This is a genomic window from Bartonella sp. AP88XZML, from assembly GCF_042195565.1.
Classification (GTDB): Bacteria; Pseudomonadota; Alphaproteobacteria; order Rhizobiales; family Rhizobiaceae; genus Bartonella.
Genome location: NZ_JBHIOQ010000107.1, coordinates 1 through 13522, shown reverse-complemented (window position 1 = coordinate 13522; position 13522 = coordinate 1). Strand labels below are relative to the sequence as shown.

Sequence of the window (13522 nt, the reverse complement as noted above, 5' to 3'; positions counted from 1 at the left end):
AGCCCGAAAACTCGTACATGAATTTGTCCCGCTTTGCGGATATCCCGGAATTCCGGGAGTTTTTGCTATGTCCAGGTGCTTTGGCACTAAAAGCAAAATGCTGATTCGAGGTCAGTGCTTTCAGGCTCCCGGAATACCAATGCGAGGGCGCTCGCAACCGGAGGGGGACTTGAAGTGCCAACTAAAAATCCATATTTCGCACTTTTTTAAAAAGTACCCAATCTTATAGTCTTTGATATTATTTTAATTTTTCTTGCCAATTTTCTGAAATTGCCTTATGAATTGACCTGTGTTTTTGATCGTATACGCAGCGGTCAAATAGGGAGCNACCCAATCTTATAGTCTTTGATATTATTTTAATTTTTCTTGCCAATTTTCTGAAATTGCCTTATGAATTGACCTGTGTTTTTGATCGTATACGCAGCGGTCAAATAGGGAGCTAAAAGCCCGAAAACTCGTACATGAATTTGTCCCGCTTTGCGGATATCCCGGAATTCCGGGAGTTTTTGCTATGTCCAGGTGCTTCTCAGCACTAAAAGCAAAAAAACTGATTCGAGTTCAGTACTTTTAGACTCCCGGAATACCAATGCGAGGGCGCTCGCAACCGGAGGGGGCTTGAAGTGCCAACTAAAAATCCACATTTTATCGACATTTTGATAGGCAAAAGAATTCGCCACAGACGCATTTCCATGGGGCTTTCCCAAAAAGAATTAGGAAGCCATTTAGGTGTCAGTTTCCAACAAATCCAAAAATACGAAAAAGGCTTCAATCGTGTAAGTGCCAAATGTTTACTGGAAATCGCTCAAAAACTAGAAGTTCCTATGAACTTTTTTTATGCAGACATTGCCACAAAAGAAGATCTTCCCACAAAAAAAACCTCTTACACCACAATCAAGAAACCTATAGCGAAAAAGAACACACCCTTTTGAAAAACTTTAGAGAGCTCCAGCCGAAAAAACAAAAAGCAATCTTGTGGCTAATTTCTGATTAAGCAAAAGCGCAACGATCAACATTATTCCATTCATATCCCCCTTAAGTCAAATTCAGATCAGCTCCCCACACCCCCTCAAAGAGCAGTGTTTTACGGCGGATAAACGGCATTTCTCTTTAACGCTTTTACGCACAAAGCAATAAAGCAATCCCGCTTGTGACTTCACTTATAACATTGCAAGAAAATAGCTTTCACTACAACCAGAAGTAAAAGAATCCTACGATATTCGAAAACGCTGATTTAACATGCAAAAACACCAGCCACTCCCTTTGCTTTGCAATAAAATACCGCTTGTCTCATCGTGATTTTTCTAAATCAGCACGCCTCAAAGAGCGGTGTTTTATCACATAATAGGATTATCACCGCCCTTTATACCATGAATTTTTCCAAACTTAATCTTCAGGCAAAAATTCCAACCGATCTCCTTGTTTTGTAATTTTCACCGTTGTCTCATCGTGAATTTTTCCAAATAAGATATTTTCCGCCAGTGGATCTTGAATTTCTTTTTGAATAATCCGTTTAAGCGGACGCGCACCATAGAGCGGATCATAGCCTTTATCGGCAAGAAATTTTCTCACCTCTGGCTCGATTTGCAAAGTTATTTTGCGTTCATTGAGCAAATTTTGCAAATGTTCTATCTGAATATCGACGATAGCTTCCATATCGTGACGGTGCAGCCTTTGAAAGAGAATAATCTCATCAATACGGTTTAAAAATTCAGGACGGAAAGCCGCTTTAACGACATTCATAACATCATTTTTTGCCTGATCTGTTGCTTGTCCTTCAGGCAAAGCAGTTAAAAACTCAGCACCAAGATTAGAAGTCATAATCAGCAAGGTATTGCGAAAATCAACGGTACGTCCTTGACTATCAGTCAAGCGTCCCTCATCCAACACTTGCAACAAGAGATTAAAAATATCAGGGTGTGCTTTTTCAATTTCGTCAAACAGAATGACCTGGTAAGGTCTTCTACGTACAGCCTCCGTCAGCACCCCACCCTCTTCATATCCAACATATCCAGGAGGTGCCCCAATCAGCCGCGCCCCAGCATGTTTTTCCATATATTCCGACATATCGATGCGCAACATGGCATTGGAGTCTTGGAAAAGAAAAGCGGCAAGAGCTTTGGTTAATTCGGTTTTCCCCACACCAGTAGGACCCAAAAACATGAAAGAGCCAAGCGGACGATTGGGATCTTGCAACCCTGCACGCGCGCGGCGTACAGCACGAGAAACAGCTTGAACAGCCTCTCCCTGACCAATCACACGTTTGCTAATTTCATCTTCCATCCGCAACAGCGCCTCCCGTTCTGCCTCCAGCATTCGATCAACAGGAATACCGGTCCAGCGTGAAACAATCCGCGCCACATGTTCAGCAGTGACCGTCTCTTCAACGAGATGATTTTGTTGGTCATCATTTTCCGCAATACTCAATTGTTTTTCGAGTTCAGGGATAACGCTATAAGCGAGCTCTCCAGCGCGTTGGAATTGTCCATCACGTTGTGCAATAGCCAAAGCATTACGGGCTTCTTCGAGTTGTTTTTTCAAATCAGCAGCATGCCCTAATTTTTGTTTCTCAGCCTGCCAAGCCGTTGTCATCTCAGCGGACTGTTGTTCCAATGTTTTCAGTTCCTCCTGCACGCTTTTCAAACGTTCTTTTGCTGTTGGCTCGACATCTGTTTTCAAAGCTTCCCGTTCGATCTTCAACTGTAAAATACGCCGATCAACAGCATCGAGTTCTTCCGGCTTTGAATCGACCTGCATGCGCAACCGCGCCGCCGCTTCATCGATAAGGTCAATAGCTTTATCCGGCAAGAAGCGATCCGTAATATAGCGGTTAGACAAACGCGCCGCCGCAATCAAAGCACTATCAGCCAAGCGCACTTTGTGATGTTGTTCATATTTTTCCTTAATACCGCGCAAAATAGAAATAGTATCTTCCAAAGAGGGTTCAGGTACAAAGACAGGTTGAAAGCGGCGTGCCAAAGCAGCGTCTTTTTCGACATATTTTCGATATTCATCGAGCGTAGTAGCGCCCACACAATGGAGTTCTCCGCGTGCAAGAGCAGGTTTTAACAAGTTAGAAGCATCCATAGGACCATCAGATTTTCCAGCGCCAACAAGATTGTGCAATTCATCAATAAAGAGGATAATTTGTCCATTTTCAGCTTGCACCTCTGCCAGCACCGCTTTAAGGCGCTCTTCGAATTCCCCACGATACTTTGCACCAGCGATAAGCGCTCCCATATCCAACGCATGAAGCTGTTTATCCCGCAAAGTTTCAGGCACATCGCCATTGATAATGCGCAATGCCAACCCTTCCACGATAGCTGTTTTCCCCACCCCAGGCTCACCAATCAACACGGGATTATTTTTGGTACGCCGTGAAAGCACCTGAATAGTGCGGCGGATTTCTTCTTCTCGCCCAATCACAGGGTCGAGTTTTCCTTCACGGGCGTCTTTTGTGAGATCCCGGGCATATTTTTGCAAGGCATCATATTGTCCTTCAGCATGGGGGCTTGTTGCTGTTTTTCCTTTCCGCAGCGCATTAATTGCCCGATTAAGCGCTTGCGGGGTCAATCCTCCACTTGTTAAAATATCGGCTGTTTTTGCGGTCTTTTCCATGATCAGCGCTTGCAACATGCGCTCCACGGTCACAAACTGATCACCGGCTTTTTTCGCAATATCCTCAGCCAGCGCGAAAACTTTTGCCAATGGCTGCGAAAGATAGAGCTGTCCATTTCCCCCCTGCACTTTAGGCAAAGCATCAAGTGCTTCTTTTAGCGCCTTTTGAATAAGAGTAAGATCACCACCAGCGTTTTGGATAAGCGATGCAGCCAATCCTTGAGAATCGTCTAACAACACTTTCAGGAAATGCTCCGGCAAAAACTGCTGATGATCAGAAGCAAGAGCGCTATTTTGTGCTGATTGTAAAAAACCCTGCACGCGTTCGCTATATTTTTCCAAGTTCATTTTTTTTCCTTAAATCTCAAGCCATCACCACACTTTAACCTCTCCAATATTCCACAAAAGAAACATCCAGAAAGGATTTTCCAGCCTCTAAAAAACACCGCGAAAAAAGCAGCAAGAAGAAGAACCATAGTGCTAAAAAGAATATGGGTTTCTACAAGCCTCATAGCAAGAGGGAGAAAAAAATACGCTATCATTTTAAATAAAAACCGCAACTTTTCTTATACCCCCCATCATCACTCCCCTTTTTAAACCATCACCCCTAAATTCCACCATTAAACTTAAATTTGAACAGCAGAAAAGGAGCATGCAAAAACACTTTAAACAAAGTAGTCTTTACAGCATATAGTTTAGAGTAAACATTAAAGTATTTTCTCTAATTTTACTTAACAAATCATTGAATGTATGATTTAATACTTATAAAGTTACACTATTTTTATTAAGATAGAGGATTTGAGTATGTACCATACTGTAAAAAAGGTTATTTTAATACTTTTATTCCTTCTAATAAGTAAACCAAGCTATGCCGTTTTTGCCGGCAAAGTTATTACAATAGAGCATGAATGGCTTGCAAATGCATCATTTGATCTATTTGTTTTCACCCAGCAAGTAAATTACGATGGTGGACCTAACTCCATCTATTTCTGGGGAAATAAATTTGAATTCCAAAACGGGAAAAGTGGACAAATTGGTTTTTTCAACAGGAGCGGCCGTACCATTCATTTTTCTATCTGGAATGCAACGGGATGGAAGGGTAATACATGTAAGCATTTTACTCAGGAAGGTTCAGGAGTACGATGTGAAATCAAGTTTCCATGGGAGATGGGACGCAGATATCGATTATATGTTGAAAAAAATGAAAATCTAGTTACAGCGACAGTAGTCGATTTTATAACGGGTAAAAAAGTGAATATTGGGGCCATAGAAGTACCAAATACATTTGGACAACTCCGTAAATCTTCAAGTTTTGTTGAAGACCATTCTCGTTGGAAGAGACATCTCTCCTCCTGTTATGATTTAAGTCCACAAAGTTCGATTTTTTTTGAGCCTCAAGGCATAAAACAAAACAAGCTACACGAAGGAAGTCTGAGAGTTTCTAATCAAGGAAAGTGTCGAGATTCTGACTTCATCCAAACATCATGTACATCCAACTTTTGCATGACAAGTATAAGCGACTTTGGAGGTTTAGCCTCGCCTACTACTAAACCAGAAATACCCATTTCCAATGAGAAAGATCTGTCTGCAGAAACAATTTCTAACGTTTTGAAACAAAAAGAGCTTGTCGTTATTCGTTCAAAAAATCGTTCTTGGGCACCCAATATCTTTTTGCCATCTCCTGATTCATTTAAGTGGAAATCAATCTTTATAGATCATCTAGCGGCTTTCAGTTCTACGCTTCACACCACTCACGGCACACAAAAGATAACCACAGGTCAAAAGATTATGTATATGTCTGATGGAAAAACTTGGAAGATTATGAAAAGAAACTAGCTTTTTTCTTCTTGATAAGCCCCTCACTCCCCTTTGAAAACAACTGGGGGTGAGAAAGTTTTTTTTCATTTCCCCACCACGGCTCCCTTTCCCAGTTATTTTTTCGAGCCCTGCTCTCATCCCCTTTAACTTCCCTCGTCACCATACTTTCCAGGGCATTTTCTCCATTCTCACCCCCTTTCAAAACCACAATACCCTTTAATAAAAGCCTCACCTCCCTCTTCTATCACCCTCACACCATCCCTTCACGCATCCCTTTGCACTACCCCGCCTCTTATCCACACCCTCCCCTTGTCCATAGGCACTCTCTCCATTCCACGCCCCCCTTTTCTCTCCCATCACACATTTACGACTTACAGCACTCTTCATTCCAGCTTCCCTCCTCGATTAACAAGCTCTCGTTCTCCCCCATTTATCTCACCCCATCCATGCCAGATAAAAGCCCAACGTGATCCCAAAATTAGCTCACCTCATCACCATACTTTCCAGCGCATTTTCTCCATTCTCACCCCCTTTCAAAACCACAACACCCTTTAATAAAAGCCTCACCCTCCCTCTTCTATCACCCTCACACCATCCCTTCACGCATCCCTTTGCACTACCCCCGCCTCTTATCCACACCCTCCCCCTTGTCCATAGGCACTCTCCCATTCCACGCCCCCCTTTTCTCTCCCATCACACATTTACGACTTACAGCACTCTTCATTCCAGCTTCCCTCCTCGATTAACAAGCTCGTTCTCTCCCCATTTATCTCACCCCATCCATGCAAAAACCCAACGTGCCACCAAAACACGCACAATGCATAAATCCATAAATCCTCCTCTTCACTTTAACAGATTCACATTTTTACGCTTTTACACATTCACAGAAAACAGCCAACGAAAGATTCACCCCACGCACTGCTCTGTAAACACTGCTCTGCAAAAATCTGATTTCTTGTCTATTAGATTCCCCTGCTGATTATTTCATATGGCTATCCCACATATCAAAAAATGCTGTTTCATCAGACAAGACAAATAAGCCCTTCCTCCAAATATTCTCCACATACTCTTCTCCAGAAAATGCATTTAACACCCCTTTTCATCCCAGCTTTCCCCGCTCCATTCACAAATGCGTCCCCTAGTTTTCTGACCACATTCCACGCCAAATAAAAGTATACACAAAGCACAAATCCCCCGCATCATTTTACGGATATACGTTTTAACGCTTTTACGTTATTACAGAAGTCAGCCAAATAAAATTTCCACATCACCACCCCGCGCTGCACTGTAAACACTGTTCTGAAAACGAACCCAGCTTTTTGCCTAGTACCTTACAGTCTCCCCCCCAAAAAAGACAGCACTTCACCAGGCTCAACAAATCAAGCCCTACCCTGAATATTCAAGCTCTTCACTCCTCCTTCAAATAGCGCCGTTTTACGGTATAACAGAATAGAAAATTTTTCATTTTTCTTGCCAACCTTCTGAAACTGCCTTATGAATAAATATCGTAAGTTTGATCGTCTACGCAGCGATCAACAGGGAACTAAAAGCCCTAAACCCTAACGTACAATTGAGCCCACTTTTTCGAATATCCTTAGAATTCCGGGAGATTTTGCTATGTCCAGGTGCGTTTCCGCACTAAAAGCAAAAGGCTGAGTCAAGTCAGTATTTTCAACCTCCCGGAATACCAATGCGAGGGCGCTCGCAACCGGAGGGGAGCTTGAAGTGCCAACTAAAAATCCACATTTTATCGACATTTCTGATTAAGCAAAAGACGCGATTTATAATCCATATTTCGCACTTTTTTAAAAAGTACCCAATTTTATAGTCTCTTTGAGATTATTTTGATTTTTCTTGCCAATCTCCTGAAATTACTTTATCACTTAAAGTGTAATTTTGGTCGTCTACGCAGCGATCAAGAGGGATTCAAAAACCCTAAGCTCTAGCGTAAAATGAGCCCACTTTTGTGGGTATCCCGGAATTCCGGGAGATTTTGCTATGTCCAGGTGCGATGAGCACTAAAAGCAAAAAACTGAGTCAAGTCAGTGTTTTCAGACTCCCGGAATACCAATGCGAGGGCGCTCGCAACCGGAGGGGGGCTTGAAGTGCCAACTAAAAATCCACATTTTATCGACATTTTGATAGGCAAAAAAATCCGTCACAGACGCATTTCAATGAGCCTTTCCCAAAAAGAATTAGGAAGCTATTTAGGTGTCAGTTTCCAACAAATCCAAAAATACGAAAAAGGCTTCAATCGTGTAAGCGCAGGATGTTTACTCAAAATCGCCCAAAAACTGGAAGTTCCCATGAGCTTTTTTTATGCAGACATTGCTACAAAAGAAGATATCTCAACAAAAGAAAATACCCCACACCGTGATCAAGAAACCTATAGCGAAAAAGAACACACTCTTTTGAAAAATTTTAGAGACCTCCAGCCGAAAAAACAAAAAGCAATCTTGTGGTTGATTTCTGATTAGGAAAAAGAGCAACAATTAACATACCCCCCTGCCTAAAGTTTCTCATACCTGATATCACCATACCTCCAAGAATGATATTTTACGGCATATAAGATAATTCACACTATAGCTCCTCGTTTTCTGTTTTCATTATTGCTTCAAGTCAAGCTGATTAAGGATTGGCAGCTGAGTTTTTAAGTTTGACTATTCGTAGCAAAGCGGAGTTAAACAAAAATGACATTGTCGCTCAAAACCATGCCCCCAATTGCATTTACGAGACCGTGGAACAGTGTCAAGAAGGCAAAGCCCCGAAAAAAACATATGAGCGTTTAAGTAAAAATCAAAAATTGAATCTATAACGTTGAAAAAGCTGCTCTATGTTGGATTATCTCCACGTCCTCTAAATCTCAGAAAAATGATTTAAAATATTTGTTTTATTGATGAGCCAATCATTGAGATCGAACAATTAACAAAGAACGGTTCAGCAATATCCTGATAGCCAATAAACAGAATAATCCACTCAATCCAGAAAGAAGGAACAATTTTCCAGCCGAAGTGTGACCTAAAACAAACGCTCCAACAAAGGGCGCCACCAACATAGCTAAATTTTGTATAGACTGCACCCATCCGGAAGCCACCCCAATCTGTTCATTGAAATTGCTTACCAGATAAACGTTAGAAGATATGGAAAAGTAAGCGCTAACCATTCCAATAAGGAAAAAACAGAGCAACAAAGTCTCAATACGGAGTAAATCAAAGTAAAAAAAGCACACAGAGATCATGACAAAACCAATCATTGTTGACATTGCCGGCATTAACAACTCTGATATTTTGCCTGTAAGGGGTTTATGCTTTGATTGTTTCACACTCCAAAATCCATAGAGAAAATTACCGATTGCCGAAGCCGATACCAGCATCCCAAGAGCCTGTTTATTCATTTTCATTGCACTAAGAATAACCGGCAACTGATTATTCACCATAAAGATCATGGCAAAATACACAAACATCACCGCCACATAGGCATACCAAGTTGTCCCATAAAGCCTCTGCTTTGATTTTATGGTATTCGCTGTTTTTATCATGAGTGACGAGACAGGTTGTGCACCAAGACAACAAAACACCATAAAGCCTAGCAATGTCAAAAATCCAGAAAACAATAAAGTATATGTGTCTGATAAAAGTACAGACAGAGCACTCCCCAAAGCAGGTCCTATCATCTTTGCTGCGCTATTGATCATGTTAAGCACAGAATAGTAACGAGTCCGTCCGTTTTCAGGCACCGAATTTGCACTAAGAACGGAAATTGCAGGCATGGCTAAACTGTTGAATGTCGCTCGAATAACTGCCAATATAATAAATCCTTGCAGACTCGTCGCCATCAATAAACCGACAGTACAGAGTGCCCGTAACAGCAGTGACGCCCGCAACCAATGGATCATAGAACGGTGACTTACCAACATTCCAATTGGCTTAGACAGAACGATACCAGGTAATAATGTTGCCGCTCCAATAAAAGCGACATCATATTGATCAGCTTTCCACGTGAACACAGATACGGTCAAAATCACGATATAATCAATCCAACCGCCAAATGACACCACGCCATTACCCAGCAAAAGCACCAACAAGCGATTTTTTACTGCCCCGTCTCTTTGCACCAAAACACGCGCCCCTCTTTTTCGTTAGCAATACTGATTGGACTATCAATTCTTCCCTCACACCCTAAAGGCACCAACAACTTTCACGCAACAAAGCACCAACAAGCTATTTTTTATTGCCCCATCTCTTTGCACCAAAACACGCGCCCCTCTTTTTTCGTTATCAATACTGATTAGATGATCAATTTTTCCTCACACCCTAAAGGCATCAACAACTTTCACGCAACAAAGCACCATCGACCTTCATGCAACAAAGCAATTTATAATTATCCATGGTAAACAAAACCTTTGGGGATAAGTCTTAGATATGTATTAAAACTTCCATCGTTGATTGAACTTAATCTGCGTCTTTGCGAATGACGATAATAAGCAAGCCGTTAATCCAGCTCTTAAATACATTTACGATAATCCCGCGCGCCTCCCCTTCAGTTCCCACACAAAAAACGCTTTAGCGTTCTTTCTCAAGAGGAATATCCCCTTTATTCTTCTTCATCACTTACTTGTGGTGGGGGTGGTAAAATATAAGAGCCTGAAAGCCAACGATTAAGATCAATAGCTCGGCACCGTGTGGAACAAAAAGGATAAGAAGATTTTTGTGACATCTGACCACAAATAGGACAAGGATGCGGAGGACGGGTCTCTTTTTGCAAATTTAGCTCTTTTTGTTCTTGGCACACCTTTGTCATTGGCTTCTTCATTAACTTTTCTTCTGTTGCTTTTTTTTCATTTTTGCTTTTCTCTTTTTGTTGCTTTTCACCTTGCATTGATCTTACCTTAAAGTTTTTCTAATGCGTTTGTTCAGCCCAATGAGTGAAAAGTGGATAGTGATAAGCGGTCAAGAGATCGGCTGTTTCAGCCAAAGGCAATCCCACAACATTAGAATAAGAACCCGTGATATGGACAACAAAAGCCCCTGCTTTTCCTTGGATAGCGTAGCCACCCGCTTTCCCTTGCCATTCTCCTGAAGCAAGGTAAACCTTCATCATGGCAGAGGTTAAGCGTCTAAAGCGAACACGACTTTCAACCAATTTTACGGTTATTTTTCCACGTTCATTGAGCGCACAAATGGCACCATAGACCTTATGCGAACGCCCAGAAAGGTATCGTAAACATTCATAAGCCTCATCCTCGCTTTCTGGTTTGGGGAAAATGGTCCGCCCAACAGCCACCACCGTATCAGCCGCCAAGATAATCATTTTCTGTCCAGGTAATTTTTCTTGACTATTCTGCAACTCGTCTTGACCATTCTGACTGTACCAGCGCAAAATTTTTTGGGCTTTCAGTGCTTTTTCTTTTGCCAAACGTTTGGCAAGGTTTGCAGGATGTTCTTTTAATTTTGGCGTTTCATCAATATCGCTTGCATAAACCTGCTGGGGATCAATCCCTATTTGTGCCAAGAGCGCTAAACGCCTTGGCGAAGCGGAGGCAAGCACCAAATGAATTTCTTCTGTAAGAGTATCTGCCAAACGTTTTTCCCCCCACTCTCTTATATTTCTCATTTCCACCCCTTCACAATTGACTTCCCTCTCACCCCCTTTAGCGCCCCCTTTTAAGCGCTCCCTTTTAAGCGCTCCCTTTTAAGCGCTATTAATATCCTTATCCTTTTTCCGCAACGATTTTACAGTTTTTCAAGGCTCTTCAAACACTCCTCTTTTTTCACTCATGAAAAGTAAGCTAAAAAACTGTTAAAAAATAATAGAAATAATATGATAGCTTTTAGAAAAAAGTGCAAGCCACCCACGATGCTACTTATAGCGATATGTAATGCGCCCTTTTGTCAAATCATAAGGTGTCATTTCCACCATGATTTTATCACCTGCCAACACCCTAATACGATTTTTCCGCATTCTACCAGCGGTATGGGCAATAATTTCATGATCATTTTCCAGTTTCACACGAAACATCGCGTTAGGTAAGAGTTCAGTAACGATACCAGAAAATTCTAAAACTTCTTCTTTTGACATAAACAAACATTTCCTTTACAGTGCACATATTTTGTTAAGCTGCGCGTTATTTCCAGCGTTCATACCCTATTTTCTTAAGTTTGTGAATAAAAATTCCACAAAAAGGGAAAGGTTTTTCAAGTTTACTCTTCCATGCTCTCAAAAAACGTCATCCCACACCTTAAGAATCAAAACTTTTTTTCACCAATTTTACCCGCTAATTCCCTTCAATTTTTATGATGATTTTGGTTTCAGTGTGACAAGAAATTACGCTAATTTTTTCCCCTAAAGCATTTTCCCAACACCTCTGACTAATCCCTCTACAACTTACGAACAATCATCCTCTCTCCAACTTTTCCTCACCTTCCACACCTTAAACATGTGCCCTTCAGATAAACACCACTCCCCCACGCCAGAAGCCCTTCCTTTTCTCAAAAACCTTCTCCATTCTTCACACCATTCACAACATGCTTCACCGCCCCACACTTCATAACTCTATGCATTTCCCATACAGCCTTCCCCATTTTCTCTCTCTTCACACGCTTCCTCTAAGCCACTCCTTCCATTTATGTTGTTCTTCCTACCTTCGAAAACACGATCCCTATACATTGCGTATCATTAACCACAACGCCCCTAACAACATAAAGCCTTTCCTTTTTCACGAATATACGTTTTCACGCTTTTACAGATTCACAGAATATAGCCAAATGAAACTTCCACACCGCACCACTCTATAAACAATAGTACTACCCCAGCTTCTTGCCTAGCCAATCTCCCCCAAGCACTTCAGATCACCCCACATCCACGGACTTCAGCCCCCCCTCAAATGACACCACTTCATCAAGTACCATAAAAACAAAGCCCTATCTCCTCACACCATCCTTCACGCATCCCTTCGCACCACCGCCTCTTACCCCCTCTAGTCTGTTCATTCCTATTCCGCCCCCACACTCTCTTCTCCCTTCAATCTCCCGCAGGCTTCATCCCAGCTTACCACTCCATTCACAAAAACTCTTTTCCCCATTTATCTCACCACATTCCATGCCATGCCAAAAGCATACACCCCACATAAAGTCCCAGCTTCCTTTTTTACATATTTCCGTTTTTACGCTTTTACATATTTACAGAATATAGCCAAATGAAACTTCCACACCGCACCACTCTATAAACAATAGTATTACCCCAGCTTCTTGCCTAGCCAATCTCCCCCAAGCACTTCAGATCACCCACCCTCAAACAAGATTATTTCATCAAACGCGACAAAAAAATCCAGCCTAAAATACTCATCATACACTCTAAAAAACACCTTGATAAATTGATATGCCTGATATCACCCCCTAAAAGCTCCCCTTCTAATCATGATTTCGGAGCCGCGTGAGAAGGACAAAACAAGCCGTTAGGTTCTTTGTCAAGGACGCCTTTAGGCGCCATGTAATGGTTTCCTTGACCTTAAGAACCAAGGCTTGTTAGTCCTCTCATTAAGCGCGGGTCTGATCTCATGATTTTGGTGAGCGTTCCGGAGAGTTTGAGAGGCGGAAAGCCTCTCATTAAAAAATAAAGTTTATAAATAAAAACTATTTTCATTTGCCAATCTTCTGAAATTACTTTATCACTTAAAAGATATTTTGATCGTCTACGCAGCGATCAAGAGGGATTCAAAAACCCTAAGCTCTAGCGTAAAATGAGCCCACTCTTGTGGGTGTCCCGGAATTCCGGGAGTTTTTGCCATGTCCAGGTGCTTTAAGCACTAAAAGCAAAAAAACTGACTAGAGCTCAGTATTTTGACTCCCGGAATACCAATGCGAGGGCGCTCGCAACCGGAGGGGGGCTTAAAGTGCAAACCAAAAATCCAAATTTTATCGATATTCTGATAGGCAAAAGAATTCGTCATAGAAGAATTGCCATGGGACTTTCCCAAAAAGAATTAGGAAGCTATTTAGGTGTCAGTTTTCAACAAATCCAAAAATATGAAAAAGGCTTCAATCGTGTAAGCGCAGGGTGTTTACTCAAAATCGCCCAAAAACTGGAAGTT

Annotated in this window: 10 protein-coding genes and 1 pseudogene; 4 read left to right on the top strand and 7 right to left on the bottom strand. The window is 41.8% G+C overall.

The genetic code is table 11. The features are described from left to right. Positions 1–620: 620 nt before the first annotated feature. Positions 621–991 (top strand): annotated as a pseudogene (locus ACFIK2_RS10125) (helix-turn-helix domain-containing protein). Positions 992–1383: 392 nt separating this feature from the next. Here ACFIK2_RS10125 and clpB read toward each other — a convergent pair. Continuing rightward, positions 1384–3963 carry an ATP-dependent chaperone ClpB gene (clpB, locus tag ACFIK2_RS10120; RefSeq protein ID WP_375677254.1) on the bottom strand — a complete coding sequence of 860 codons (2580 nt, stop codon included), beginning with the start codon at positions 3961–3963 and terminating at the stop codon, positions 1384–1386. Positions 3964–4419: 456 nt separating this feature from the next. On the opposite strand from clpB, the gene ACFIK2_RS10115 reads away from it, so the two are divergent. Further along, on the top strand, positions 4420–5451 hold the full coding sequence (locus tag ACFIK2_RS10115) for a DUF3472 domain-containing protein (RefSeq protein WP_375677253.1): 1032 nt from the start codon (positions 4420–4422) through the stop codon (positions 5449–5451). On the opposite strand, the gene ACFIK2_RS10110 is transcribed toward ACFIK2_RS10115, so the two are convergent. Continuing rightward, positions 5435–5665, bottom strand: coding sequence for a hypothetical protein (locus ACFIK2_RS10110; RefSeq protein ID WP_375677252.1), 231 nt, complete (start codon positions 5663–5665; stop codon positions 5435–5437). The two genes, ACFIK2_RS10115 and ACFIK2_RS10110, sit on opposite strands and share 17 nt — an antisense overlap. Beyond that, positions 5662–5820 carry a hypothetical protein gene (locus ACFIK2_RS10105; RefSeq protein WP_375677251.1) on the bottom strand — a complete coding sequence of 53 codons (159 nt, stop codon included), beginning with the start codon at positions 5818–5820 and terminating at the stop codon, positions 5662–5664. Before ACFIK2_RS10105 ends, ACFIK2_RS10110 begins: the two co-directional genes overlap by 4 nt. A gap of 1718 nt (positions 5821–7538) precedes the next feature. Here ACFIK2_RS10105 and ACFIK2_RS10100 point away from each other — a divergent pair. After that, positions 7539–7910, top strand: a complete 372-nt coding sequence (locus tag ACFIK2_RS10100; protein WP_375677250.1) for a helix-turn-helix domain-containing protein — start codon at positions 7539–7541, stop codon at positions 7908–7910. Positions 7911–8338: 428 nt separating this feature from the next. Here ACFIK2_RS10100 and ACFIK2_RS10095 read toward each other — a convergent pair whose 3' ends face one another. The 4 genes from ACFIK2_RS10095 to infA form a co-directional block, all read right to left on the bottom strand. Next, the gene (locus ACFIK2_RS10095; protein ID WP_375677255.1) at positions 8339–9547 is read right to left on the bottom strand and encodes an MFS transporter; all 1209 of its coding nucleotides are present in this window, start codon (positions 9545–9547) and stop codon (positions 8339–8341) included. A 479-nt stretch (positions 9548–10026) separates the two neighbouring features. Further along, positions 10027–10311, bottom strand: coding sequence for a DNA gyrase inhibitor YacG (yacG, locus tag ACFIK2_RS10090; protein WP_375611670.1), 285 nt, complete (start codon positions 10309–10311; stop codon positions 10027–10029). Between the two features lie 21 nt (positions 10312–10332). After that, entirely contained in the window at positions 10333–11046 is a 714-nt protein-coding gene (locus ACFIK2_RS10085; RefSeq protein WP_375677249.1) for a Maf family nucleotide pyrophosphatase, read from the bottom strand. A 246-nt stretch (positions 11047–11292) separates the two neighbouring features. Beyond that, positions 11293–11511: a translation initiation factor IF-1 gene (infA, locus tag ACFIK2_RS10080; protein ID WP_004857577.1), complete on the bottom strand. Its 219-nt coding sequence runs from the start codon at positions 11509–11511 to the stop codon at positions 11293–11295. A gap of 1813 nt (positions 11512–13324) precedes the next feature. On the opposite strand from infA, the gene ACFIK2_RS10075 reads away from it, so the two are divergent. Next, a partial coding sequence (locus ACFIK2_RS10075) for a helix-turn-helix domain-containing protein (RefSeq protein ID WP_375677248.1) occupies positions 13325–13522 on the top strand: 198 nt, incomplete at its 3' end.

Bases quoted from the DNA above. Each gene is read 5' to 3' on its own strand.
- yacG (WP_375611670.1), bottom strand. From the start codon at position 10,311: ATGCAAGGTGAAAAGCAACAAAAAGAGAAAAGCAAAAATGAAAAAAAA.
- clpB (WP_375677254.1), bottom strand. From the start codon at position 3,963: ATGAACTTGGAAAAATATAGCGAACGCGTGCAGGGTTTTTTACAATCA.
- infA (WP_004857577.1), bottom strand. From the start codon at position 11,511: ATGTCAAAAGAAGAAGTTTTAGAATTTTCTGGTATCGTTACTGAACTC.
- ACFIK2_RS10085 (WP_375677249.1), bottom strand. From the start codon at position 11,046: ATGAGAAATATAAGAGAGTGGGGGGAAAAACGTTTGGCAGATACTCTT.
- ACFIK2_RS10105 (WP_375677251.1), bottom strand. From the start codon at position 5,820: ATGAAGAGTGCTGTAAGTCGTAAATGTGTGATGGGAGAGAAAAGGGGG.
- ACFIK2_RS10115 (WP_375677253.1), top strand. From the start codon at position 4,420: ATGTACCATACTGTAAAAAAGGTTATTTTAATACTTTTATTCCTTCTA.